The organism is Citrobacter sp. MGH 55 (assembly GCF_016906145.1).
GTDB classification, from domain to species: Bacteria; Pseudomonadota; Gammaproteobacteria; order Enterobacterales; family Enterobacteriaceae; genus Citrobacter_A; species Citrobacter_A amalonaticus.
In genome coordinates, this window is record NZ_CP070239.1 from 4,901,507 (window position 1) to 4,927,407 (window position 25,901).

23 protein-coding genes are annotated in these 25,901 nt (G+C 53.1%); 11 read left to right on the forward strand and 12 right to left on the reverse strand.

Features of this window, described 5'->3' with window-relative positions; genetic code table 11:
- Positions 1-42 precede the first annotated feature (42 nt).
- The 8 genes from JTI98_RS20460 to bolA all read right to left on the reverse strand — a co-directional run bounded on the left by JTI98_RS20460 (position 43) and on the right by bolA (position 9,964).
- Complete coding sequence (locus JTI98_RS20460) at positions 43-423, reverse strand: helix-hairpin-helix domain-containing protein (RefSeq protein ID WP_090048840.1); 381 nt, start codon at positions 421-423, stop codon at positions 43-45.
- 150 nt (positions 424-573) lie between these two features.
- Positions 574-2,448, reverse strand: a complete 1,875-nt coding sequence (gene ppiD / locus JTI98_RS20465; protein WP_044267655.1) for a peptidylprolyl isomerase — start codon at positions 2,446-2,448, stop codon at positions 574-576.
- Between the two features lie 267 nt (positions 2,449-2,715).
- A complete protein-coding gene (gene hupB / locus JTI98_RS20470; RefSeq protein ID WP_152754439.1) occupies positions 2,716-3,003 on the reverse strand; it encodes a nucleoid-associated protein HU-beta in 288 nt (95 codons plus the stop codon).
- A 193-nt stretch (positions 3,004-3,196) separates the two neighbouring features.
- A complete protein-coding gene (gene lon / locus JTI98_RS20475; protein ID WP_042285905.1) occupies positions 3,197-5,551 on the reverse strand; it encodes an endopeptidase La in 2,355 nt (784 codons plus the stop codon).
- Positions 5,552-5,735: 184 nt separating this feature from the next.
- Complete coding sequence (gene clpX, locus JTI98_RS20480) at positions 5,736-7,010, reverse strand: ATP-dependent protease ATP-binding subunit ClpX (protein ID WP_042324505.1); 1,275 nt, start codon at positions 7,008-7,010, stop codon at positions 5,736-5,738.
- 127 nt (positions 7,011-7,137) lie between these two features.
- Complete coding sequence (clpP, locus tag JTI98_RS20485) at positions 7,138-7,761, reverse strand: ATP-dependent Clp endopeptidase proteolytic subunit ClpP (protein ID WP_002891804.1); 624 nt, start codon at positions 7,759-7,761, stop codon at positions 7,138-7,140.
- 245 nt (positions 7,762-8,006) lie between these two features.
- Positions 8,007-9,305: a trigger factor gene (gene tig, locus JTI98_RS20490; RefSeq protein WP_043001579.1), complete on the reverse strand. Its 1,299-nt coding sequence runs from the start codon at positions 9,303-9,305 to the stop codon at positions 8,007-8,009.
- Between the two features lie 341 nt (positions 9,306-9,646).
- A complete protein-coding gene (bolA, locus tag JTI98_RS20495) occupies positions 9,647-9,964 on the reverse strand; it encodes a transcriptional regulator BolA (RefSeq protein WP_042324511.1) in 318 nt (105 codons plus the stop codon).
- A gap of 307 nt (positions 9,965-10,271) precedes the next feature.
- Here bolA and JTI98_RS20500 point away from each other — a divergent pair, with 307 nt between their 5' ends.
- The 8 genes from JTI98_RS20500 (at position 10,272) to JTI98_RS20535 (ending at position 19,138) form a co-directional block, all read left to right on the forward strand.
- Complete coding sequence (locus tag JTI98_RS20500; RefSeq protein ID WP_043001580.1) at positions 10,272-10,850, forward strand: lipoprotein; 579 nt, start codon at positions 10,272-10,274, stop codon at positions 10,848-10,850.
- 47 nt (positions 10,851-10,897) lie between these two features.
- Entirely contained in the window at positions 10,898-12,373 is a 1,476-nt protein-coding gene (gene ampG, locus JTI98_RS20505) for a muropeptide MFS transporter AmpG (protein ID WP_216082278.1), read from the forward strand.
- Positions 12,374-12,830: 457 nt separating this feature from the next.
- Entirely contained in the window at positions 12,831-13,787 is a 957-nt protein-coding gene (cyoA, locus tag JTI98_RS20510; protein ID WP_216081744.1) for a cytochrome o ubiquinol oxidase subunit II, read from the forward strand.
- 11 nt (positions 13,788-13,798) lie between these two features.
- Entirely contained in the window at positions 13,799-15,790 is a 1,992-nt protein-coding gene (gene cyoB / locus JTI98_RS20515) for a cytochrome o ubiquinol oxidase subunit I (protein ID WP_043001582.1), read from the forward strand.
- Positions 15,780-16,394, forward strand: a complete 615-nt coding sequence (locus JTI98_RS20520) for a cytochrome o ubiquinol oxidase subunit III (RefSeq protein WP_043001583.1) — start codon at positions 15,780-15,782, stop codon at positions 16,392-16,394. The genes cyoB and JTI98_RS20520 overlap by 11 nt, the downstream gene beginning before the upstream one ends.
- Positions 16,394-16,723 carry a cytochrome o ubiquinol oxidase subunit IV gene (locus tag JTI98_RS20525; RefSeq protein WP_043001584.1) on the forward strand — a complete coding sequence of 110 codons (330 nt, stop codon included), beginning with the start codon at positions 16,394-16,396 and terminating at the stop codon, positions 16,721-16,723. Before JTI98_RS20520 ends, JTI98_RS20525 begins: the two co-directional genes overlap by 1 nt.
- 11 nt (positions 16,724-16,734) lie before the next feature.
- The gene (cyoE, locus tag JTI98_RS20530) at positions 16,735-17,625 is read left to right on the forward strand and encodes a heme o synthase (protein WP_080343218.1); all 891 of its coding nucleotides are present in this window, start codon (positions 16,735-16,737) and stop codon (positions 17,623-17,625) included.
- Between the two features lie 148 nt (positions 17,626-17,773).
- Positions 17,774-19,138, forward strand: a complete 1,365-nt coding sequence (locus JTI98_RS20535; RefSeq protein WP_216081745.1) for an MFS transporter — start codon at positions 17,774-17,776, stop codon at positions 19,136-19,138.
- 36 nt (positions 19,139-19,174) lie between these two features.
- Here JTI98_RS20535 and JTI98_RS20540 read toward each other — a convergent pair whose 3' ends face one another.
- Positions 19,175-19,666 (reverse strand): YajQ family cyclic di-GMP-binding protein, encoded by a 492-nt coding sequence (locus JTI98_RS20540; RefSeq protein ID WP_043001587.1) that lies wholly within the window; start codon positions 19,664-19,666, stop codon positions 19,175-19,177.
- Between the two features lie 113 nt (positions 19,667-19,779).
- Here JTI98_RS20540 and panE point away from each other — a divergent pair, with 113 nt between their 5' ends.
- Complete coding sequence (panE, locus tag JTI98_RS20545) at positions 19,780-20,691, forward strand: 2-dehydropantoate 2-reductase (protein WP_216081746.1); 912 nt, start codon at positions 19,780-19,782, stop codon at positions 20,689-20,691.
- Complete coding sequence (gene yajL / locus JTI98_RS20550) at positions 20,654-21,244, forward strand: protein deglycase YajL (protein WP_216081747.1); 591 nt, start codon at positions 20,654-20,656, stop codon at positions 21,242-21,244. Before panE ends, yajL begins: the two co-directional genes overlap by 38 nt.
- A gap of 75 nt (positions 21,245-21,319) precedes the next feature.
- Here the strand turns inward: yajL and JTI98_RS20555 are convergent, their stop codons facing one another.
- From JTI98_RS20555 to JTI98_RS20565, 3 genes are read right to left on the reverse strand one after another with little or no spacing between them, the layout of a single operon-like run.
- Complete coding sequence (locus tag JTI98_RS20555; protein WP_216081748.1) at positions 21,320-22,108, reverse strand: DmsC/YnfH family molybdoenzyme membrane anchor subunit; 789 nt, start codon at positions 22,106-22,108, stop codon at positions 21,320-21,322.
- 10 nt (positions 22,109-22,118) lie between these two features.
- Positions 22,119-22,664, reverse strand: coding sequence for a 4Fe-4S dicluster domain-containing protein (locus JTI98_RS20560; protein WP_044258969.1), 546 nt, complete (start codon positions 22,662-22,664; stop codon positions 22,119-22,121).
- Positions 22,665-22,668: 4 nt separating this feature from the next.
- The gene (locus tag JTI98_RS20565; protein WP_104446095.1) at positions 22,669-25,002 is read right to left on the reverse strand and encodes a molybdopterin-dependent oxidoreductase; all 2,334 of its coding nucleotides are present in this window, start codon (positions 25,000-25,002) and stop codon (positions 22,669-22,671) included.
- Between the two features lie 170 nt (positions 25,003-25,172).
- On the opposite strand from JTI98_RS20565, the gene JTI98_RS20570 reads away from it, so the two are divergent.
- On the forward strand, positions 25,173-25,868 hold the full coding sequence (locus tag JTI98_RS20570; RefSeq protein ID WP_044267669.1) for an IclR family transcriptional regulator: 696 nt from the start codon (positions 25,173-25,175) through the stop codon (positions 25,866-25,868).
- Positions 25,869-25,901: the final 33 nt, after the last annotated feature.

A 25,901-nucleotide genomic window follows, 5' to 3' on the forward strand; every position in this document is an offset into this window, starting at 1 on the left:
GACCTCTCTCAGTCTGGCAAATATTTGCCAGTGCGCAAGTGATTAAAGTGTTAAAGCAGACAGATTGCGCTCCACTAACGCGTTGCCCATCCCCGGCACTTGTTTGAGATCTTCCACCGTTTTAAACGGGCCGTACTCTTCACGATAGCTGACTATCGCCTGCGCTTTCTTCAGGCCAACACCGTTCATCGCCCGCGCCAACTCTTCTGCCGATGCGGTATTGATGCTGACCCTGGTGCCCTCTTCGGTGCTGGCTTTCGCCGGAACCGCGGATTTGTTTTGCCCTGCAACCGGTGCTTGTGCGCTGGTCTCCACCGCCGGGCTTTTCGCTGCCGCTGTCGATGACGCCGCCAGCGCGCTTTGCGTCATACCCGCGCAGGCGAAGGAAAGGGTGATAAGTAACGCTTTGATTCCATGTTTCATACTGTTTTCTCCTTGTTAGTGAACAGTGGAATCACGATAACGAGGTTAAAACCAGCGAACAAATGGCAAATGTCAGAAATGGAAAAGGCCGCGAAAGCGGCCTTCAGGTGTTACAACGGTTGTGCAATGATTTGCGAGACGTCTCGACGATTACGGCTGTTGATCCATCGCATCGCCGATTTTGATTTTCGCCGATTTACGCAGGTTACTCATCAATGCCTCAAAGACAATCTGCGCATTGTTCTGGGTGATCCCCTGAACCATCGCTTTCTTCTGATCTTCCGGCATGGAGCCCGCTTTCACGTCGTCCAGAGCCAGCAAAACCACATTGCCCTGCATATCGTTGGCAATGCCATAGCTCGGCTTATCTTTCGCCGGCAGGCTCAGACCAAACGCCACCTGGCTAACCGGATCCTGGCCCGTACGGCTCAGCGTTTTAGACTCTCCAAAGCTCAGACCAGCGGCTTTCATCGCTTCTGCGCCTTTACCCGCCTTCAGCTCAACCAGCAGTTTTTCCGCATCCAGTTTAGCCTGCTGCTCTGCCTTGTTGTGCTTAACCAGCGCCGTAACCTGATCTTTCACCTCAGACAGCGGCTTCACGGCCTCTGCCTTGTGATCGCTGATACGCAGAACAAACGCGCGATCGCCATCGACGGTGATGATATCGGAGTTTCTGCCCGGCGCGCCGTTTTCACCCACCAGAGCACCATCAAAAATGGCGTCTGATACCGGTTTGAAATTCAGCTCTTCCGGCAGGTTCTCGTGACTGAACCAGCCCGTCTGTACCGCTTTCGCGCCAGCTGCCTGTTCGGCACCCGCCAGAGATTCCGTATCATTGTTCGCCGCATCGCTCACTTTCTGCTGTAAAGCAAAGTAAGCATCCAGCGCTTTTTCCTGTTTCACTTTCGCTGCGATGTCATCACGGACTTCGTTCAGCGGCTTCACAACCGCCGGCTGAATGTCGTCCAGACGCACAACCAGAAAGCCAACAGAGGATTTAATCACGCCAGAAAGCTGGCCCTTCTCTTTCAGCCCGGCATTTTTCAGCTCTTCCGGCGTGGTGGCGTCTTCCAGCCAACCCATATCGCCGCCGTTGCGGGCAGAGATGATGTCGGCCGATTTCTCTTTCGCCAGCGCAGCAAAGTCACCACCTTTGTTCAGCGCGTCGAGTACCGCTTTCGCTTCATCTTCCGTTTTAGTCTGGATGATGCTGTAACGGCTACGCTGTGCCTGGGTGAACTGATCCTGATGCTGATCGTAATAAGACTGGATATCTTCATCGCTAACCGGCTTTTGCATCGAGGCGGCGTCCAGCTTGATGTAGCTGACGCGGAACTGTTCCGGAGTCATGAAGCTGTTTTTGTGCTGCTCGTAGTAGCTGGCCACTTCCTGATCCGTCACCGACTGCTTCGCTGCAAGAGCATTGACGTCAATCGTGGCTTCACGGACGACACGCTGCTGTGCAACCAGCGCCGCCAGCTCATCAGTCTCACCCTTGAGCATAAAATCGGTGCCCGCGACGCCGCTGATAAGCTGCTGTGTAGTCAGTTGGTTACGCAAGGCTTGCGCATACTGGTCAGCGGTCATCCCCATCTGATTAACAATCGCGTTATAACGGTTGTTATCAAATTTGCCATCGACCTGGAATGCCGGCGTGGAGAAAATCGCCTGCTTCACCTGCTCGTCGCTGATGCCAAGTTTGAGTTCGCGGGCATACTGATCAAGCAGCGCTTCATCAATCAGACGATTAAGCGTCTGCTGGCGCAGGGTTTTCATGTAACCTTCGTTTGCCGCAAGCTCAGAGTACTGATCGCCCAACTGTTGCTGCATGCGATTACGTTCGCTGTTGAACGCATTCTCAAACTGCCCACGGCTGATTTCCTGGTCATTCACTTTAGCGGCGTAGTTGTTGCCTCCGCCAATCAGGTAACCACTCACGCCGGTCAGAATGAACGACACGATAATGATTCCGAAAATAATCTTGAGCACGAGACTGTTAGCAGCCGTGCGTAAGCTGTCCATCATGGTGTAACCACACTCCGCTGTAGGTGACTATACACGGCATCTTTCACGCGGCCTCGTCGTTAACTGCCCCGATGAAACGTGAATGCCTTGTGTATATACGCGTTACGCAGCATAGCGTTTCCTGAACGCTGCGCATAAAGGCCTATTGTGACAAGAAACAGGGGCGATTGTCAGCCCACAACATGTAGAAAATCGCTGCAAAAACAAAAAAGGCACATCAATTGATGCGCCCTTGTACTGAGTCCTGTCCCCGGAAGGGGATCACGCTTAGTTTACTGCGTCTTTCAGTGCTTTACCTGCACGGAAACCAGGTACTTTGGCGGCAGCAATGGCGATCTCTTTACCTGTTTGCGGGTTGCGGCCAGTACGGGCAGCACGCTCTTTAACAGCAAAAGTACCAAAACCTACCAGCGCAACGTCATCCCCTTCTTTCAGAGATTCGGTAACAGAAGCAATAATTGCGTCTAACGCACGCCCTGCCGCAGCTTTGGAGATATCAGCCCCTGCAGCAATTTTGTCGATCAGTTGAGATTTATTCACTCTTCTCTTCCTCATTATAATTTATATCGCACCAGAATCCTTCAAAGTGCGACCGCGCAGCAGTTATATCAGGCCTGCCATGCCCTTACAACACCCGATAATGATGGCAAGCCCAATCCGTCATCTAAATTAGCTATACAAAAAAAGGCTGGCAAGTACGAAATGGCCTGCCAGCCCTGTTTTTATTAGTGCTCTTTGCGCGAGGTCACTATTTTGCCGTCACAACCTGCATTCCAGAGGGTTCATTTTGCAATGCGAGCGTCAGAACCTCTTCAATGCGTTTCACCGGATGGATGTCCAAATCGGCAATAACATTGTCCGGAATCTCTTCCAGGTCGCGTTTGTTTTCATCCGGAATTAAGACCGTTTTAATACCACCACGGTGCGCAGCCAGAAGTTTTTCTTTTAACCCACCGATCGGCAGTACCTGACCACGCAGGGTGATCTCACCGGTCATCGCCACATCGGCACGCACCGGGTTACCGGTCAGGCAGGAAACCAGTGCGGTACACATCGCAATACCGGCGCTCGGACCGTCTTTCGGCGTCGCCCCTTCCGGAACGTGAACGTGAATGTCGCGTTTTTCGTAAAAGTCCGGATTAATACCCAGTTTTTCCGCACGCGCGCGCACCACGGTCAATGCAGCCTGAATGGACTCCTGCATCACTTCACCCAGCGAACCGGTGTAGGTCAGCTTGCCTTTGCCCGGCACGCAGGCGGTTTCGATGGTCAGCAGATCGCCGCCCACTTCCGTCCACGCCAGACCGGTCACCTGGCCTACGCGGTTTTCATTGTCCGCGCGACCATAGTCAAAGCGCTGTACACCCAGGTAGTCGTGCAGGTTATCGCCATTGATCACAATGTGTTTCAGTGACTTATCCAGCAGCAATTGCTTAACCGCTTTCCGGCACAGTTTGGAAATTTCACGTTCCAGACTACGCACGCCAGCCTCACGAGTGTAGTAACGAATAATGCCGATAATGGCGCTGTCGTCGACCGTCAGCTCGCCTTTCTTCAGCGCGTTACGCTCAATCTGCTTCGGCAACAGGTGCTGTTTGGCAATGTTCAGCTTCTCGTCTTCGGTATACCCGGACAGACGGATCACTTCCATACGATCCAGCAGCGGCGCTGGAATGTTCATGGAGTTGGAGGTCGCGACAAACATCACGTCGCTGAGATCGTAGTCCACTTCCAGGTAGTGATCGCTGAACGCCACGTTCTGCTCAGGATCCAGAACTTCAAGCAGTGCGGATGCCGGATCGCCACGCATGTCGGAAGACATTTTGTCGATCTCATCGAGCAGGAACAGCGGGTTTTTCACGCCCACTTTCGCCATTTTCTGGATCAGTTTACCCGGCATTGAACCGATGTATGTCCGACGGTGGCCACGAATTTCCGCTTCATCACGCACGCCGCCCAGCGCCATACGGATGTATTTACGCCCGGTCGCTTTGGCGATGGACTGACCCAGAGAGGTTTTACCTACCCCCGGCGGTCCCACCAGGCACAGGATCGGCCCCTTGATTTTGTTCACACGGCTTTGTACCGCGAGATACTCAAGGATGCGGTCTTTCACGCGCTCCAGACCATAATGGTCGGTATCAAGGATTTCCTGCGCCTGACGCAGGTCTTTTTTGACCTTGCTACGCGCATTCCATGGCACCTGTACCATCCAGTCGATGTAACCACGCACGACGGTCGCTTCCGCTGACATCGGCGACATCATTTTCAGCTTCTGCAGTTCAGCTTCGGCTTTCTCTTTCGCCTCTTTCGGCATTTTTGCCGCGTCGATCTTCCGCTTCAGCGCTTCGTTTTCGTCCGGCGCATCGTCCATTTCGCCGAGTTCTTTCTGAATCGCCTTCATTTGCTCATTCAGATAGTACTCACGCTGGGACTTCTCCATCTGCTTTTTCACGCGGTTGCGAATGCGCTTCTCCACCTGCAGCAGATCGATTTCAGACTCCATCATCGCCATCAGATATTCCAGACGTTCATTCACATCTGACATCTCCAGCACGGACTGCTTATCCGCCAGCTTCAGCGGCATATGGGCAGCGATGGTGTCCGCCAGACGTGCCGGATCGTCAATGCTATTGAGCGACGTCAGCACTTCTGGTGGGATTTTCTTGTTCAGCTTGATGTAGCCTTCGAACTGGCTGATCGCTGTGCGTACCAGCACTTCCTGTTCGCGCTCATCAATAGCAGGCGAATCAAGGTATTCCGCTTTCGCAGAGAAGTGCTCGCCGTTATCAGACAGCGCAGAAATACGCGCACGCTGTAACCCTTCGACCAGCACTTTGACGGTGCCGTCAGGCAGTTTCAGCATCTGCAAAATAGAGGCCACGGTCCCGACGGTGAAAAGATCGTTTACACCCGGCTCATCCGTTGATGCTTCCTTCTGGGCGACCAGCATGATTTTTTTATCATGGTCCATAGCCGCTTCCAGACAACGGATAGATTTTTCCCGCCCTACAAACAAGGGTATGACCATGTGCGGATAAACCACCACATCGCGCAACGGCAATACGGGGATTTCAATGCGTTCAGAACGCTCAGGATTCATAGAGCTCTCTCTTAGTTTAGTGTCCGCCAGGTAATCAGATGGCATAGCTGTGCTTCATGCCACCTTTAACATGTATGTCAGTATATGGGGATGTTTCCCACACATTCAACGCCATGATTACGGAAAAAGTAAAGGGGAGATAAAATCCCCCCTTTTTGATTAACTGATTGTATGGATTGGCTAATTATTCACCAGATGCCTGCTGGGCTTCCGGCTTGCCGTAAATCAGTAATGGCTTGCTCTGACCGCCGATCACCGACTCATCAATCACCACTTTTTCGACGTCTTCCATCGAAGGCAGATCATACATGGTATCCAGCAGCGCGGCTTCTACGATGGAACGCAGACCACGGGCACCAGTTTTACGCGCCATGGCTTTGCGGGCAATCGCATCCAGCGCTTCGTCGCGGAACTCCAGGTCAACGCCTTCCAGATTGAACAGCGCCTGATACTGCTTGGTCAGCGCGTTTTTCGGCTCTTTCAGGATCTGGATCAGCGCTTCTTCGCTCAGTTCGCTCAGCGTTGCCACAACCGGCAGACGACCAATAAACTCAGGAATCAGACCAAACTTGATCAAATCTTCCGGCTCAACCTGCGAGAGCAGTTCGCCTTCGCTGGCCTTGTCGGATTTCGCTTTCACCGTTGCACCAAAACCAATGCCGGAGCCGGTTTCAACGCGGTTGGCGATCACTTTATCCAGGCCGGCAAACGCACCGCCACAGATGAACAGGATCTTAGAGGTATCCACCTGCAAGAATTCCTGCTGCGGATGTTTACGTCCACCCTGCGGCGGAACGGCAGCAACCGTCCCTTCGATCAGTTTCAGCAGCGCTTGCTGTACGCCTTCACCGGAAACGTCACGGGTGATCGACGGGTTGTCAGACTTACGGGAAATCTTGTCAATTTCATCGATATAGACAATACCACGCTGCGCTTTCTGCACATCGTAGTCGCACTTCTGCAACAGTTTCTGGATGATGTTCTCAACGTCCTCACCCACGTAACCCGCTTCGGTCAGCGTGGTGGCATCCGCCATCGTGAACGGAACGTCCAGCAGGCGCGCCAGCGTTTCCGCCAACAGCGTTTTACCGGAGCCGGTCGGACCGATCAGCAGAATATTACTTTTGCCCAACTCGACGCCATTACTGGTGTCGCCGTTGCGCAGACGTTTGTAGTGGTTGTATACCGCGACCGCCAGCACTTTCTTGGCCTGTTCCTGACCGATGACGTAATCGTCAAGATGGTTACGAATTTCGTGTGGCGTCGGCAGCGCACTGCGTTCACGGTGCGGTGCTACTTCCTTAATCTCTTCGCGAATGATGTCGTTACACAGATCGACACATTCATCGCAGATATACACGGATGGACCGGCGATGAGCTTACGCACTTCATGCTGGCTTTTGCCGCAAAAAGAGCAGTACAACAATTTGCCCGAGCCATCTTTGCGTTTATCTGTCATGAGTCAAAACCTCTTCTTTGTTCTTTGTGCCGCACACGACGACGCAAAATGCCATTCTCAGGCGCAACTCGCTTTGTCGCGTTGTGCCGCCCCTGGTAAGTATAGCGGCAGAGTTGCGCCCCGGGCATCAATTACGATGGGTCAAAATCGAGTCGACTAAGCCATACTCAACTGCCTCAGCGGCAGAGAGGAAGCGATCGCGCTCAGTATCACGCTCAATCTGCTCAAGAGATTGACCCGTATGGTGTGCCATAAGTTCGTTCATGCGCCCTTTAACTTTCAGGATTTCACGGGCGTGAATTTCAATATCCGTTGCCTGGCCCTGGTAACCGCCCAACGGCTGATGAATCATTACGCGGGAGTTCGGCAGGCAGAAACGTTTACCTTTCGCCCCGGCCGTCAGCAAGAACGCGCCCATTGAGGCCGCCTGGCCCATACAAATGGTGCTGACGTCTGGCTTAATAAACTGCATGGTGTCATAAATCGACATGCCTGCGGTAATTACGCCGCCCGGAGAGTTAATGTACAGGTAGATATCTTTTTCCGGGTTTTCAGCTTCCAGGAACAGCATCTGCGCCACAATCAGGTTAGCCATATGATCTTCGACCTGGCCGGTCAGAAAAATGACACGTTCCTTAAGTAGACGAGAGTAGATATCAAAAGAGCGCTCACCACGTGAGGTCTGTTCAATGACCATCGGCACCAGCGCCATATGGGGTGCAAAGTTATCTCGTTCGCCGCTGTATGACATTTCCGTCTCCTGGATAAAAAATGAAAAAACCTGCTGTACCGATTGTAACCTTATGGACGGATTATCAGCTAGTCCCTCTGTTATGGGTACGGCATCGCCATAATTCAAGCATAACAATCTTTTGCCTGAACGCTAACACCGAAAAGGGCTTTTTCGCACGCTTCCATGCAAAAGTCATGACAAAAAAAAGACCCGCCACCTGACGGTGACGGGCCTTTGAGCGAAATTCGCGCGTTTAAGCGGAATTACGCCTGCTGGTTCATCAGCTCATTGAAGGTCGTGGCTTTTTCAGTCACTTTGGCTTTCGCCAGAACCGCTTCAACCGCCTGTTCTTCCAGAGCGACGTTACGCATGTTGTCCATCAGCTCTTTATTTTTGCTGTAGAACTCGATCACTTCTTTCGGATCTTCGTAAGCAGAAGCCATCTCTTCGATCAGGCCCTTCACGCGATCTTCATCCGCTTTCAGTTCATTGGTACGAATCACTTCGCCCAGCAGCAGACCCACAACTACGCGACGCTTAGCCTGTTCTTCGAACAGTTCACGCGGCAGTTCCAGCGCTTGTTTCTCGTTACCACCGAAACGCTGAGCAGCCTGACGGCGCAGAACGTCGATTTCGCTGTCAATCAGTGCAGCAGGAACGTCGATGTCGTTCGCTTTCACCAGACCGTCGATTGCCTGAGATTTAACACGGTTACGCACCGCGCCTTTCAGCTCGCGTTCCATGTTTTTACGGACTTCAGTACGCAGACCGGCAACGGAACCATCTTCAACGCCAAAACGTTTGATGAATTCTTCAGTCAGTTCCGGCAGCTCACGCTCTTCCACTTTCTTCAGGTTGATGGCGAATTTCGCCGCTTTACCTTTCAGGTTTTCAGCGTGGTAGTCTTCCGGGAAAGTCACGTCGATGGTGAACTCTTCGCCCGCTTTGTGACCTTTGATACCGTCTTCAAAGCCCGGGATCATACGACCCTGGCCCATCGCCAGTACGAAATCAGACGCTTTACCGCCTTCGAACTCTTCGCCGTCTACAGAACCGGTGAAGTCGAGGGTAACGCGGTCTTCTGCATCCGCAGCGCCGTCTTTATCTTTCCAGGTCGCCTGCTGTTTGCGCAGGGTATCCAGCATCACGTCAACATCCGCATCGGTGACTTCAACAACCGGTTTTTCAACTTCGATTGTGTCCAGGCCGGTCAGTTCAACTTCCGGATAGACTTCGAATTCTACCGCGTAGGTGAAATCTTCACCCAGTTTGTATTCGCCCGGAACGTAGTTCGGTGCGCCAGCCGGATTGATTTTTTCTTTGATGATGGCATCAACGAAGTTGCGGCTCATCAGGTCACCCAGAACGTCCTGGCGAACGGACGCGCCATAACGCTGAGCAACAACATTCATCGGTACTTTGCCTTTACGGAAGCCGTCAATACGCACTTTCTTCGCTACGTTGACCAGCTCGCTTTTAACAGCGGTCTCGATGCTGTCAGCAGCGATAGTAATCGTTACACGGCGGCCAAGGCCTTGAGTGGTTTCAACTGAAACTTGCATCTTGTTACCTCAAAAAATCACAGTGCTCGGTCAACTCTACTCCGCAAGCACAGATTATTAGCTTCGCGGAACCGGGATGTTCTCTTAATCAATCACATTCCCTGTCGTCAGAATCATCCCGAAGACATTCAAATAAGACGCGGCATTATAGCGGCATCACTTTTATGAGTCGAGAACGGTTATTACGCGTTGCTGCGGCATTTTTCACAATTCCCGGCTATTCTTGCCCTGAAAAGGGTTTGACTCGTGCAAAATTCAGACAAAACAAAACGGCCCGCAGGCCGTTTTCACATAATCTTTAGCAACATACTGGAAAAACGCCAGCAGTTGCAAATGCGTTTTTACGCGATGCTTCCAGCACCACGACAGGGAGGTGACGCAAAGATCGTATCCTGCAACCCTTCCCACTCTTTAATGGTATAAGTATGCAGAGCTAGCGCGTGGACCGTCGTAGACAGTTCTGCGGTTAATGTACCGTAGATCATCCGATGACGATTCAAAAAACGCTCGCCGGTAAAGCGATCGCTAACCAGAACGACCTTAAAGTGGCTTTCTGAGCCAGCCGGGACATTATGACGATAGCTTTCATCCACGACCTCGAGGAACACGGGTTGGAACGCTGCCCTTAATTTTTCTTCTATTTGCTCACGTATCATCATGATATATCTCCTCAAACGGCGCTGAGATGTCACCCATCCCTTTAAATATTAGCCGCTTTTACCGGTTCCATTGCACCATTACAACAAAAATTTAGCCTTCGTCTGATTTTCGCCATCAACGCGATGAAGTTTACTGATTAAACCCGTTGGGGGATGGCATAAATGCCCAATTTGGTCTCTATAACTTCATTATTCCGACAACATGATGAATTTACATGCGTTACCCACTTCCCCTCGCCGTTGGCGATGTTATGATGGCGGGAATTTTTCTCTATCCATATGATTAAGAGTTACTGAGAGCACGAACATGTTAAAAAAAATCCTCTTCCCGTTAATCGCGCTTTTCATGCTGGCGGGCTGTGCGACACCACCAACCACGATTGACGTTTCGCCTAAAATCACGCTCCCACAACAGGATCCTAGCCTGATGGGCGTGACCGTTAGCATCAACGGCGCCGATCAGCGTCCGGACCAGGCGCTGGCAAAAGTGACCCGCGACAATCAGCTGGTGACACTGACGGCCTCCCGCGATCTGCGCTTCCTGTTACAAGAAGTACTGGAAAAACAGATGACCTCGCGCGGTTATATGGTTGGCCCGAACGGTGCGGTGAACCTGCAGATCATTGTTAACCAGCTATACGCGGATGTGTCTCAGGGCAACGTGCGTTATAACATCGCCACCAAGGCCGATATCGCGATCATCGCGACGGCGGCCAACGGCAACAAGATGACCAAAAACTACCGCGCCAGCTACTCCGTTGAAGGCGCGTTCCAGGCGACCAACAAGAATATCGCCAACGCGGTTAACAGCGTGCTGACCGATACGATTACTGATATGTCTCAGGACACCAGCGTCCACGACTTCATCAAACAGAACGCTCGTTAATTTCTGCCCCCTGACCCGGCTCCGCGCCGGGTCAGCTTTATATGCCCATGCCTAGTCACTACTTACGCATTTTTCAACAACCGAAATCAGCCATTTTGCTGATGTTAGGTTTTGCCTCCGGCCTGCCGCTCGCGTTGACCTCCGGTACGCTTCAGGCATGGATGACCGTCGAGAATATCGACCTGAAAACCATCGGTTTCTTTTCGCTGGTCGGTCAGGCTTACGTCTTTAAATTTCTCTGGTCTCCGGTCATGGACCGCTACACACCGCCCTTTTTAGGTCGTCGTCGTGGCTGGTTGCTGACGACGCAATGTTTGTTGCTGGTCTCCATCGCCGCGATGGGTTTTCTGGAGCCCGATAGCCAGTTGCGCTGGATGGCGGCGCTGGCGGTAGTGATCGCCTTTTGTTCAGCGTCGCAAGATATTGTGTTTGACGCCTGGAAAACAGACGTCTTAGCCGCAGAAGAGCGCGGAACCGGTGCGGCAATCAGCGTGCTCGGCTATCGCCTCGGCATGCTGGTGTCCGGTGGACTGGCGCTGTGGATGGCCGACCGCTGGCTTGGCTGGCAGGGCATGTACTGGCTGATGGCAGCATTACTGATCCCTTGTATTATTTCCACTCTGCTCGCCCCCGAACCGACCGACAGCATTCCGGTGCCAAAAACGCTGGAGCAGGCAGTCGCAGCCCCGCTACGCGATTTCTTCGGACGTAACAACGCCTGGCTGATTTTGCTGCTCATCATCCTTTATAAGCTGGGTGATGCCTTCGCCATGAGCCTGACCACCACCTTTTTGATTCGTGGTGTGGGCTTTGACGCCGGAGAAGTGGGCGTCGTCAATAAAACGCTGGGGCTGATCGCCACGATTATTGGCGCGCTGTACGGCGGGGTGTTGATGCAACGGCTGACGCTGTTTCGCGCTTTACTGATTTTCGGCATTCTCCAGGGCGTCTCCAACGCCGGATACTGGCTACTGTCGGTGACCGACAAGCACATGTTCAGCATGGCTGCGGCGGTGTTTTTCGAGAACCTGTGCGGAGGAATGGGGACGTCAGCGTTCGTCGCGCTACTGATGACGCTGTGTAATAAGTCATTTTCTGCCACCCAGTTTGCCCTGCTGTCAGCACTTTCTGCCGTGGGGCGCGTCTATGTTGGCCCGGTTGCCGGTTGGTTTGTCGAGGCGCATGGCTGGTCGACGTTTTATCTTTTCTCCGTCGTGGCCGCCGTTCCGGGCCTGATATTGCTGCTGGTGTGTCGGCAAACGCTGGAGTACACGCGACAGAGCGAAAGTTTCCTGCCGCGAACAGAATTCCGTTCGGCCTACCGTCTGGCGTTATGGATTTTGATAGCGGGATGCGCGTTGCTTGCTGTCTGGCTGCTGTTGCTGTCGCTGAACGCGCTGGATTTCACTAACTTCTCCTTCCTCGCCGGACTGCTGGAAGTCGCGGTGACAATCGCCATTTTCGGCATCGTGTTTGGCGGCTTGCTCGACTATCTGTCGCTACGCAAAACGCGGCTGGTGTAAGCGCCCCTTTATTTAGCCGTTGTAATCACCCTGCGTAATTATATCGGCTAAATAAACAACAACTGAAAAAATTAATATTTGTTGTTTTGTGCGCAATAGAATCTGGAAATTATTGACGCCTTTTATAGGTTTTATTTTCCTTACTCGATTCAGCCGAAACACATTTATTTTTTGTATTTTATTTGTCTCTTTATTGATAATCACTTGTTAACCAATTGTTTTATTTTTGCATTGGTTATACCAATTGCCCTCGCGTCGCCTCCCTGAAGTCCCCTTTCGTTATAACGTGATGTTGCAACAGGTTCTTAATGCTGAAACGACATATCTTGCAACATATGTGACACGGGCGGCAGAACCCGGTAACACAGATCCAATGATGTTTACAGTAATGTAACCTTCCCGTAAAATGCCCACACACTTTAAACGCCACCCGGTCCCGTGGAATTGAGGTCGTTAAATGAGACTCAGGAAATACAATAAAAGTTTGGGATGGTTGTCATTAATTGCAGGCACTGCATTACTCAGTGGCTGTAATTCTGCGCTGTTAGATCCCAAAGGACAGATTGGACTGGAGCAACGTTCGCTGATACTGACGGCATTTGGCCTGATGTTGATCGTCGTTATTCCTGCAATCTTGATGGCTGTAGGTTTTGCCTGGAAGTACCGTGCAAGCAATAAAGATGCGAAGTATAGCCCGAACTGGTCACACTCCAATAAAGTGGAAGCGGTGGTCTGGACGGTTCCTATCTTAATCATCATTTTCCTTGCCGTGCTGACCTGGAAAACCACTCACGCTCTTGAGCCAAGCAAGCCGCTGGCGCATGACGAGAAGCCCATTACCATCGAAGTGGTTTCCATGGACTGGAAATGGTTCTTCATCTACCCGGAACAGGGCATTGCTACCGTGAATGAAATCGCCTTCCCGGCGAACACTCCGGTGTACTTCAAAGTGACCTCTAACTCCGTGATGAACTCCTTCTTCATCCCACGTCTGGGCAGCCAGATTTATGCCATGGCCGGTATGCAGACTCGCCTGCATCTGATCGCCAATGAAGCCGGTATCTATGACGGTATCTCCGCAAGCTATAGCGGACCTGGTTTCTCCGGTATGAAGTTCAAGGCTATCGCAACAGAGGACCGCGCCGCATTCGACCAATGGGTTGCTAAAGCGAAACAGTCACCGAACACCATGAGCGACATGGCGGCGTTCGAGAAAGTGGCTGTGCCAAGCGAATACAACCAGGTGGAATACTTCTCCAACGTGAAACCCGATTTGTTTAAAGACGTGATTAACAAATTTATGGCTCACGGTCAGAGCATGGACATGACCCAACCAGAAGGTGAGCACAGCTCGCACGAAGGAATGGAAGGCATGGACATGAGCCACGCGGAAGCCGCCAACTCAAGGGGCTGAGGAAGAATACGATGTTCGGAAAATTGACACTGGATGCAGTTCCGTTCCATGAACCCATCGTCATGGTTACGATCGCTGCTATTATCATCGGTGGTGCGGCTTTACTTGGCCTGATTACTTACTTTGGTAAGTGGACCTACCTGTGGAAAGAGTGGCTAACTTCGGTTGACCACAAACGCCTTGGCATCATGTATGTCATCGTCGCTATCGTCATGTTGGTTCGTGGCTTTGCTGACGCCATCATGATGCGTAGTCAGCAAGCGCTGGCGTCTGCAGGTGAAGCGGGCTTCCTGCCGCCTCACCACTACGATCAGATATTCACGGCTCACGGCGTGATCATGATCTTCTTCGTGGCAATGCCATTTGTTATCGGTCTGATGAACCTGGTGGTTCCACTGCAGATCGGTGCGCGTGACGTTGCGTTCCCGTTCCTGAACAACCTGAGCTTCTGGTTCACCGTTGTCGGCGTTATCCTGGTTAACCTGTCTCTGGGTGTGGGTGAATTCGCGCAGACCGGTTGGCTGGCGTACCCGCCGCTCTCGGGAATTGAGTACAGTCCAAGCGTCGGGGTCGACTATTGGATATGGGCAGTCCAGTTGTCCGGTATTGGTACAACCCTGACCGGTATCAACTTCTTTGTGACTATCATTAAGATGCGCGCGCCAGGCATGACCATGTTCAAGATGCCGGTCTTTACCTGGGCATCGCTGTGCGCGAACATCCTGATTATCGCCTCCTTCCCGATTCTGACGGTTACCGTCGCGTTGCTTACCCTGGATCGTTATCTGGGCACCCATTTCTTTACCAACGATATGGGCGGCAACATGATGATGTACATCAACCTGATTTGGGCCTGGGGCCATCCGGAAGTGTACATTCTGATTCTGCCGGTATTCGGGGTGTTCTCGGAAATCGCCGCGACCTTCTCACGTAAACGTCTGTTTGGTTACACCTCGCTGGTGTGGGCAACCGTGTGTATTACCGTATTGTCGTTCATCGTCTGGCTGCACCACTTCTTTACCATGGGTGCCGGTGCGAACGTTAACGCCTTCTTCGGTATTACCACCATGATTATCGCCATCCCGACCGGGGTGAAGATCTTCAACTGGCTGTTCACCATGTATCAGGGCCGTATCGTATTCCACTCAGCAATGCTGTGGACGATTGGCTTTATCGTGACCTTCTCAGTCGGCGGGATGACCGGCGTACTGCTGGCGGTCCCGGGCGCGGACTTTGTACTGCACAACAGTCTGTTCCTGATTGCGCACTTCCATAACGTTATTATCGGCGGCGTCGTATTTGGTTGCTTCGCGGGTATGACCTACTGGTGGCCAAAAGCGTTTGGCTTCACGCTGAACGAAACCTGGGGTAAACGCGCATTCTGGTTCTGGATCATCGGCTTCTTCGTTGCTTTCATGCCGCTGTATGTGCTGGGCTTTATGGGGATGACTCGTCGTCTCAGCCAGCAGATTGACCCTCAGTTCCATCCGATGCTGGTTGTTGCTGCCTGTGGCGCCGCGCTGATTGCAGTGGGTATCCTGTGCCAGTTCATTCAGATGTATGTTTCTATTCGCGACCGCGAACAGAATCGTGATCTGACCGGTGACCCATGGGGTGGCCGTACGCTGGAATGGGCAACGTCTTCTCCGCCTCCGTTCTATAACTTTGCCGTTGTGCCGCACGTTCATGAGCGTGATGCCTTCTGGGAAATGAAAGAAAAAGGTGAAGCGTACAAGCAGCCTGCGCACTATGAAGAGATTCATATGCCGAAGAATAGCGGTGCCGGTATCGTCATTACCGCCTTCGCTACGCTGTTTGGTTTCGCCATGATCTGGCATATCTGGTGGCTGGCTATTGCAAGCTTCGCAGGCATGATCATCAGCTGGATTGTGAAAAGCTTTGATGAAGATGTGGACTACTACGTGCCGGTCCCGGAAATCGAAAAACTGGAAAACCAGCATTTCGATGAGATTACTAAGGCAGGGCTGAAAAATGGCAACTGATACTTTAGCGCACGCGACTGCCCACGCGCACGAACACGGGCACCACGATGCAGGCCAGAACAAAATCTTCGGATTTTGGATCTACCTGATGAGCGACTGCATTCTGTTCTCTATTCTGTTTGCTACCTATGCCGTTCTGGTGAACGGCACCGCAGGTGGCCCGACAGGTAAGGACATTTTCGAACTGCCATTCGTTCTGGTTGAAACTTTCCTGCTGTTGTTCAGCTCCATTACCTATGGCATGGCGGCGATCGCCATGCACAAGAACAACAAGAGCCAGGTGGTTTCCTGGCTGGCGTTGACCTTCTTGTTTGGTGCCGGCTTCATCGGGATGGAAATCTATGAATTCCATCATCTGATTGTTAACGGTATGGGCCCGGATCGCAGCGGCTTCCTCTCTGCGTTCTTCGCGCTGGTCGGCACCCACGGTCTGCACGTGACGTCCGGTCTTATCTGGATGGCCGTGCTGATGGTACAGATCGCCCGTCGCGGCCTGACCAGCACCAACCGCACCCGCATCATGTGCCTGAGCCTGTTCTGGCACTTCCTGGACGTGGTGTGGATCTGTGTGTTCACTGTTGTTTATCTGATGGGGGCGATGTAATGAGTCATTCTAACGTGAACAGCGGCGCGTCCCATGGCAGCGTAAAAACCTACATGACAGGATTTATCCTGTCGGTCATCCTGACGGTCATTCCGTTCTGGATGGTAATGACAGGTGCTGCCTCTCCGGCCGTAATTCTGGGGACTATCCTGGCAATGGCAGTGGTGCAGATTCTGGTGCATCTGGTGTGCTTCCTGCACATGAACACCAAATCTGATGAAGGCTGGAACATGACGGCTTTTGTCTTTACCGTGCTGATCATCGCCATCCTGGTTGTCGGTTCCATCTGGATCATGTGGAACCTCAACTACAATATGATGATGCACTAAGAGCGGCGGTTATGATGTTTAAGCAATACCTGCAAGTAACGAAACCAGGCATCATCTTTGGCAACCTGATCTCGGTGATCGGGGGGTTCCTGCTGGCCTCCAAGGGCAGCATCGACTATCCCCTGTTCATCTACACGTTGGTCGGAGTGTCACTGGTTGTGGCGTCGGGTTGTGTATTTAACAACTACATCGACAGGGATATCGACAGAAAGATGGAAAGGACCAAGAATCGGGTGCTGGTAAGAGGCCTGATCTCTCCTAAAGTCTCGCTGGTGTACGCCACCCTGCTGGGTATTGCTGGCTTCATGCTGCTGTGGTTTGGCGCGAACCCTCTGGCCTGCTGGCTGGGGGTGATGGGCTTTGTGGTTTATGTGGGCGTTTACAGCCTGTATATGAAACGCCACTCGGTCTACGGGACGCTGATCGGCTCTCTCTCCGGCGCGGCGCCGCCGGTGATCGGCTACTGCGCAGTCACCGGAGAGTTCGACAGCGGCGCGCTGATTCTGCTGGCGATTTTCAGCCTGTGGCAGATGCCGCACTCTTATGCCATCGCGATTTTCCGCTTTAAGGATTATCAGGCGGCTAACATCCCGGTTCTGCCGGTGGTGAAAGGCATTTCCGTCGCCAAGAACCACATTACGCTGTACATCATCGCATTTGCCATCGCGACGCTGATGCTCTCTCTGGGCGGCTATGCCGGATATAAATATCTGGTAGTGGCGGCAGCGGTGAGCGTCTGGTGGTTAGGCATGGCGCTGCGCGGTTACAAAGTGGAAGATGACAGAGTCTGGGCGCGCAAGCTGTTCGGTTTCTCCATCATCGCCATTACCGCGCTCTCCGTGATGATGTCCGTCGACTTTATGGTGCCGGATTCACACAATCTGCTGACCTACGTCTGGTAAGACAGATAACGGTATTAAAAGGGTGCTTCGGCACCCTTTTCTATTTCTGTCACAAATCTCTCTTCCGGTAATATTTACTCAATAACCTCATGTTTACCCCGCCTGCTTAGCGCTTTACACTAGGCGCGAAATTGAGACAGAGGTGGGAATGAACGATTATAAAATGACACCGGGTGAGTTGCGCGCCACCTGGGGTTTAGGGACCGTATTTTCGCTGCGCATGCTTGGCATGTTTATGGTCCTGCCGGTTCTGACCACATACGGTATGGCGCTACAGGGCGCCAGTGAAGCCTTGATTGGACTCGCCATCGGCATCTATGGTCTGGCGCAGGCTATCTTCCAGATCCCCTTCGGACTGCTTTCCGACCGTATCGGTCGTAAGCCGCTGATTGTCGGCGGCTTAGCGGTGTTTATTCTCGGCAGTGTTATCGCCGCGCTGTCGGACTCCATCTGGGGCATTATTCTTGGCCGTGCGTTACAAGGTTCGGGCGCGATTGCCGCCGCGGTGATGGCGCTGCTGTCAGATTTAACCCGCGAGCAAAACCGCACGAAAGCGATGGCGTTTATTGGCGTAAGCTTTGGCATCACCTTCGCGATCGCCATGGTGCTTGGGCCAATCATCACCCACGCCCTGGGGCTTAACGCCCTCTTCTGGATGATCGCCGTCCTGGCGACGCTTGGGATCATCCTGACGCTGTGGGTGGTGCCAGACAGTGACAACCACGTGCTCAATCGCGAATCAGGAATGGTGAAAGGCAGCTTCAGCAAAGTGCTGGCGGAACCGAAACTGCTGAAACTCAACTTTGGCATCATGTGTCTGCACATTCTGCTGATGTCCACCTTCGTTGCTCTACCCGGCCAGTTGGCTGATGCCGGGCTACCCGCAGCGGAACACTGGAAAGTGTATCTGGTGACGATGCTGATTTCGTTTGGCTCGGTCGTCCCGTTTATTATCTACGCCGAAGTGAAGCGGCGGATGAAACGGGTGTTCCTGTTTTGCGTCGCGCTGATTGTGATTGCCGAGATTGTTCTCTGGGGCGCGGGCAGCCATTTCTGGGAACTGATTATCGGTGTGCAATTGTTCTTCCTCGCCTTCAATCTGATGGAAGCCCTCCTCCCTTCGCTCATCAGCAAAGAGTCTCCGGCGGGCTATAAAGGCACGGCGATGGGCGTGTATTCCACCAGCCAGTTCCTCGGCGTCGCGCTGGGCGGTTCACTGGGCGGTTGGGTCGACGGGATGTTTGACGGTCAGACGGTTTTCCTTGCCGGGGCGTTTTTAGCCGTTGTCTGGCTTGCCGTCGCCAGCACCATGAAAGAGCCGCCGTATGTCAGCAGCCTGCGGGTGGTCATTCCACCGGAGATTGCAGCCGATGACGTGCTGAAGCAGCGTTTACTGGCAACAGAAGGCGTCAGTGAAGTGTTGATTGCACAGCAGGAACATTCCGCCTATGTGAAGATCGACAGCAAAGTGACTAACCGCTTTGAGGTTGAGAAGGCCATCAGCCAGGCGTAAAAATGAAAACGGTCCGGAAGGCCGGACCGTTAAAGATTAATCGCGGAAGTTTTTAAACTGGAACGGCTGTCCCAAATCGCCGCCGCGCACCAGCGCCATCACGGACTGGAGGTCATCGCGGGATTTCCCGGTCACGCGAATCTCTTCGCCCTGAATCTGCGCCTGCACCTTCAGCTTGCTGTCTTTAATCAGCTTAACGATCTTCTTCTGCACGGCGCTCTCGATGCCCTGCTTCAGCTTCGCTTCGACAAACCAGGTTTTCCCGCTGTGTACGAACTCTTCCGGTACATCAAGCGATGCCCCTTCAATGCCGCGCTTAAGCAACTTGGCACGCAGAATATCTAGCAACTGGTTGACCTGGAAATCGGATTCGCTCAGCACCTTGATGGTTTTATTGGCATCATTGAGCTCAATGGTCGCTTCAACGCCGCGAAAATCAAAACGTGACTCAACTTCCCGAATGGCGTTATCTACGCCGTTACGAGCTTCCTGAAGATCAACTTCAGACACAATATCGAAAGATGGCATCTTTTCCTCTCCCTTCATTTTTGATGCGAAGCATAATACCTGCAAAGTGACTCAACAGACAGCGCTATACTATGTTAGCAAACACCTGGTGCTGTTGCGGGTGAGGAGGAAGAATGAAAATTACCGTACTGGGATGCGGAGCCTTAGGACAGTTATGGCTTTCGGCGCTGTGCAAACAGGGACATGAAGTACAAGGTTGGCTGCGCGTTCCGCAGCCCTATTGCAGCGTGAATGTGATTGAGACGGACGGGTCGATATTTAACGAATCCCTGACGGCAAACGATCCGGAGTTTTTAGCCACCAGCGATTTGCTATTGGTGACGCTCAAAGCGTGGCAGGTCTCCGACGCGGTCAAAGCGCTGGCGTCAACGCTGTCGGAAATGACGCCCATTCTGTTGATCCATAACGGCATGGGAACGATTGAAGAATTGCACGCTATCCACCAACCCTTGCTGATGGGAACGATCACCCACGCCGCACGTCGCGATGGCAACGTCATTATCCACGTCGCGAACGGCACCACGCGTATCGGTCCGGCGCGCGAGCAGGATGGCGATTTCAGCTATCTTGCCGATTTGCTGCAATGTGTGCTGCCTGACGTCGCCTGGCATAATAATATTCGCGCCGAGATGTGGCGCAAGCTGGCGGTGAACTGTGTGATCAATCCCCTGACCGCGCTGTGGAACTGCCCGAATGGCGAACTGCGCAACCATCCTGAAGAGGTCAATCTGATCTGCCAGGAAGTCGCGGCGGTCATTGAGCGCGAAGGTCACCATACCTCGGTGGACGATTTACGCTATTATGTCGAGCAAGTTATTGACAGCACAGCAGAAAATATCTCGTCTATGCTGCAGGATATCCGGGCCATGCGTCATACCGAGATAGACTACATTACCGGCTATCTGTTGAAACGCGCCCGTGCCCACGGGATTGCGGTGCCGGAAAACAGCCGCCTGTTTGAGTTAGTAAAACGTAAGGAGAGTGAGTATGAGCGCATCGGCACTGGTATGCCTCGCCCCTGGTAGTGAAGAAACCGAAGCGGTTACCACTATCGACCTGCTGGTTCGGGGTGGAATCAACGTCACCACCGCGAGCGTCGCCAGCGACGGCAGTCTGACCATTGTCTGTTCACGCGGCGTAAAACTGCTGGCGGATGCGCCGCTGGTTGCCGTGGCCGATGGCGACTACGACATCATCGTCCTGCCGGGCGGCATTAAAGGTGCCGAGTGTTTTCGCGACAGCACGTTGCTGGTCGAAACCGTCAAGCAGTTTCACCGTTCCGGACGGATTGTCGCCGCCATTTGCGCGGCAGCCGCTACCGTACTCGTTCCGCATGACATTTTTCCCATCGGCAATATGACGGGCTTCCCGGCGCTGAAAGATAAAATACCCGCAGAACAATGGCAGGATAAACGCGTGGTGTGGGACCCGCGGGTGCAATTACTGACCAGCCAGGCGCCGGGCACCTCTATCGATTTTGGCTTAAAGATTATCGACCTGCTGGTTGGGCGTGAGAAAGCCCACGAAGTGGCGTCACAACTGGTGATGGCGGCAGGCATTTATAATTACTACGAGTAAGATGACGCCACACATGTCAGTCTCCAGGCCGGATAAGACGCTTTAGCGTCGCCATCCGGCCTGGAGACCAATCATTCAAAACCAGGGCGCGGAACTCATGACATTGCTGTAAAACAGCATTCTACCGGCCAGTTCTCCCGTGATGATGAGTGCCACCCATAGCCAACTGCGCATCCCGCTGTTCAGACGTGATACTCCCCACACTGCGACGCACACGCTGGCGAACAGCTGCCACCAGAGCAGAGGGCTGGATGCATCGGCGCCCGGAACCTGATAACGAAGGCCCAGTGCGCCTGCACTCAGTACCATGCCCGCCACAATCCCCGCATTACAGACCGAAGAAGGTGAAAGGTGCCAGTACGCTCTGGCAATGGCGACACTCATAAACCCCGTCAGCAGCGCCGTTCCCAGGAAAGCGGCAGGCGTCGCAGCGCTGTGCCAGAGCGGGTGTAATGGCATCTGGTAATAGACCTGCGACGTCACCAGAATAGTGCCCAATCCCACCAGTGCCGTCACACCGCCCAGCAGCGTCATTCCGCGCGGCGCAGGCCTGAACCAGCACAGCAGTAGCCAGCAAAACATCACGCCATTGAGCACAATAAACGCGGCAACTTCCCGACTGAGCCAGGAGCTTCCCAGTCCAGTCAGAGAGCGGTAAGCACCTTCAGGCGCGCCCAGATGCGCCAGCGACGCACAGGACCCCAGCACGGTAATGATCCAGAACCGAAGCGCCAGCGTACGACACTGCATTGCGCTGAATTTCTGTGCGCTGAAAACCTGGCATAGCGTCAGCGCCAGTACCCCGCCAGCCCCCCACTGAGCAAAGACAGTAAAGAAGACCAACGGCAATTCATACTGTTCCATGTTGTTCTCCTTAATCCCGCGGCGGAATAATGACAATGTTAGGCTGGCTAATCGTGTGATCGGGCAGGTTGTAGCGTTTTTCCAGCACCGTCCATGGCGTCGTATGCTCCTTACGCAGCTCAGCGATCTCGCCAAAACGTAATACGCCTGCAGGACAGGATTCTACGCAGCGCGGCTGCAATCCTTCATCGAGACGTTCAGCACACAGATTGCACTTACTGGTTTTCCCTTCTGCGGGATCGTACACCGGCGCACTCCACGGACAGGCCATGATGCACATCCGGCAGCCAATGCAGCGATCGTGATCCTGCACGACAATGCCGTCGGCGCGTTTGCTGTACGTCCCTGCCGGGCAGACTTTCATGCATTGCGGGTCATCGCAGTGGTTGCACGACATACTGATGAAGGCTTGCGTATTGGGTTCATCCGTATGGCGTTCACGAACCCGACGCCAGAGAACGCCCATCGGCGTCATGTTTTCTGATTTGCAGGCCATGCTACAGGTTTTACAACCGTAGCAATTTTGCATATCAATAAGAAATCCATACTGTTTCATGCAATTAAGCCTCCCTTCTCACATCGACGAGCGTACTGTTGCAACAGTGTCCATTGCCCAACACTTCCACCTGATCGTTAGTCACATGGCTACTGCTTCCGCCCTGCTGCTCCCACCAGCCGTTATCCAGACTCACCACTCCGCGTTTGATATGGGTGGTCACGTCAGCAATCGCCCGATGCTGACCGCGGTGATTGAACACCACGACCCACTCTCCGGGCTGAATCTTTCGCTGACGGGCATCTTCCGGATGGATCATCACATTCGGGCGGTTACGCTGAACCTCCAGGATCCACTCATTCATCCCGTGGCTGGAGTGCACGCTGCGCGCCAGTTTGCGCTGCACCGCCATTAGCGGGTAGGTTTGAGCCAGTTCAGGCGATCCTTTAACCGATTCTTTCACCTGCTTCCAGGTCACCACCGGCAGGAAATCTTTCTTCGCCCACTCCTCAATGTACAGATGCGCTTTGCCGGTCGAGGTGAGGAACTGGCCGTCTTTAAACGGGATCCAGTCATCTTCAACGGGACACACCGGCCCCTTTTTCAGCATGTCGCGGGTAATGCCCGAGCCTTTCAGGCAGGTGTCGATATAGTGCTCAATAGGCTGGTTAAAAACCTCTCCAAAACCAAAGCGTTCAGCCAGCCGGGCAAAAATCCAGTAATCGGGTTTGGCTTCTCCCGGCGGCTCCACGGCCTTCTCCATCAGTTGCACATAGTGACTGCGCACGCCCGCCATAAGGCTGACATCCTCAAAAATGGTCGTGACGGGGAGCACCAGATCGGCGTACAGCGCAGACGAACTCATCAGATTGTCGGCTACCACCACAAACGGTACCTTTTTAAAGGCCTCTCTGACCTGGTTGGTATTGGGTAACTGGGTCATCGCACCCAGCGTCATATTCCACCAGAACTTAATCGCATGCGGTTTTTCATTAACGACCCAGTCACCAATTTTAGGAATAGGAATGGCGGGAATTTTGGCCGCATTTGGCGCCGGAGGAACGATGGGCGAGAATTTTGCCATCTGTCTGACGCCACCCGCATCGCAGACCCCCGCCCCGGCTTTGCCGATATTGCCGGTGATCAACGCCAGATAGAACTGGCTGGCAGCGACGTAAGTCCCAAACTCGGTTCTCTGTGCCCCCGACATGTTCTGAACAATCATCGCCGGTTGCGTTGCAGCGTAATCTCGTGCCAGACGGAGCACTGTCTGCGCGGGCACGTCAGTCTCCTCCTCCACTCTCTGTGCTGTCCAGGGTTTTGCCTGCGCCCAGACGTTATCCAGCACGGTGGTGAATTCACTGTTGGCAGGTAATTCCTCGCTGAGCAATGCGGGTATTACGCCGGGCGCATCATGGCGTTTCAGGGTCTGACTCTGGGTATCAAACACCAGATAGCTGTCCGCGTCATTTGGGTCGGCACGCATCAGTTGCTGCTGCGGATCCACCAGATAAACCGCACCGGTATGCGCGCGCAGGAAATCCGCGTCATAGCGTTTCTCCTGCATGATGATGTTAATCATCCCTAATGCCAGGGCGATATCCGTACCCGGCACGATCGGCACCCATTCGTCGGCTTTGGCCGCCGTTTCGTTAAATCGCGGATCGATCACCACCAACCGTGCGCCGTTTCTCTGCGCCTGTGAGTAGTTTTTAAAATAGGCATGCATGGTGACCGCCGGGTTATTCCCCCAACATAAAATGTAGCGGCTGTCTGCAATGGTATCGCGGGTATCGGCATAGCGCAGGCCAACCATCGGCATCATCGCCGCAGTGACCGCCGCGCAACAGAGCGACCCCGCGGTTTTGGTACTGCCGCCAAGATAATCGAAAAAGGCTTTGGCCATATCGTTCTTGATGGAGTCCATGTTCCCGGAAGCGGCAGTGAGCAGTAACCCTTTATTGCCCTCAGTGGCAATGGTCTCCCGGATGTTCTTTTCAATGAGATCCAGCGCGGCGTCCCAGGTGATCGGTTTAAATTTTCCCTCGCCTTTTTCTCCCGTCCGCAACAATGGCTGCGTCAGCCGTAATGGGTGATAGACCCATTTGGTACGGCTAATTCCCCGTAAACAGCACTTCACATTGAAGCCTTTCGTCGCTTCAATTTTCATTAACCGGTCTTTCCAGACGTACGCCGTCAGGTTGCAGTGCAAACATTCCATCGCACAGGTCGAGCGGAACGTCTGGTAGTCCGATTGCTTAAGACGAAATCGGGGTAAAGGCGCACCGTTAGCCTGACGTAGCGTCAGAAACGTCGGTGCTAATGAAGATAACCCCACCACACCGAACCCTTTTAACAGGGTTCTTCTTTTTAAGCGGATATTGCTCAATGCGTCCATGTTCTTGCCTCTAAAATAGTTCATTATTAGTTAACCCAGGTTCACCAGTGATTAACCTGACCCAGGTCAACATCTAACCATTTAGGCGTAGTACGCTTTTTAAATTGCGAAGGCAGTACTGATTTCAGCCGCGATGGTATACTCGCGAAGAATCAAAAAAGAGAACGCATATGGCTGAAACATCGCAAGGGGTCAATTCGGTTGATATCGCCGTCAATATTCTGGCGTTTGTTGCCAGTCAAAACGGCCAGACACGGGCCATCGATATCGCCACGGGATGCAATCTGTCGAAAAGTCGTTTACACAAGTATCTGGTCTCACTCTGTCGAACCGGTATGCTGGGGCAAAATGAAAAAGGACTTTACTGCCTGGGGTCAACCCTTCTTCAGATGGCGGGGAATCCAACAGCAGCACGCGATCCGGTGAGTGAACTCAATACGGCGCTGATCGCGTTTCGCGATACCTTTAACCACTCTACCGGCGTGGTGGTTGAGACGGACGGCGGATTAGTGCTGAAGCACTACAATCGCAGCTTCCGTAATGTAGATATCGATTTTCTACCCAACACGCCCGTTCCGCTTCACGCCAGTTCAGCGGGTCAGGTATTCATGAGTTATTCCACTTATCAGCCGCAAAACCAGGCGCAGGCACAACTGATCGAGCAGATACGCTCTCGGGGCTACGCGGTGCGTCACCATCCGACACAGGGGATCCCTGGCGCACAGTCGATTGCCTGTCCGCTACGGAATGAAAAGGGAGAGCTGGTGGCGATTGCCGTAACGATGGGGTTCTTCAGTGCAGACGACATGCCGCAGATTGCCGGGCAGTTAGTGAGAAGCGTCGAAGCGCTTCATCTGCAGGAGTAAGATTCCCCCGGCGCGGATGGCCGGGGAAAATCG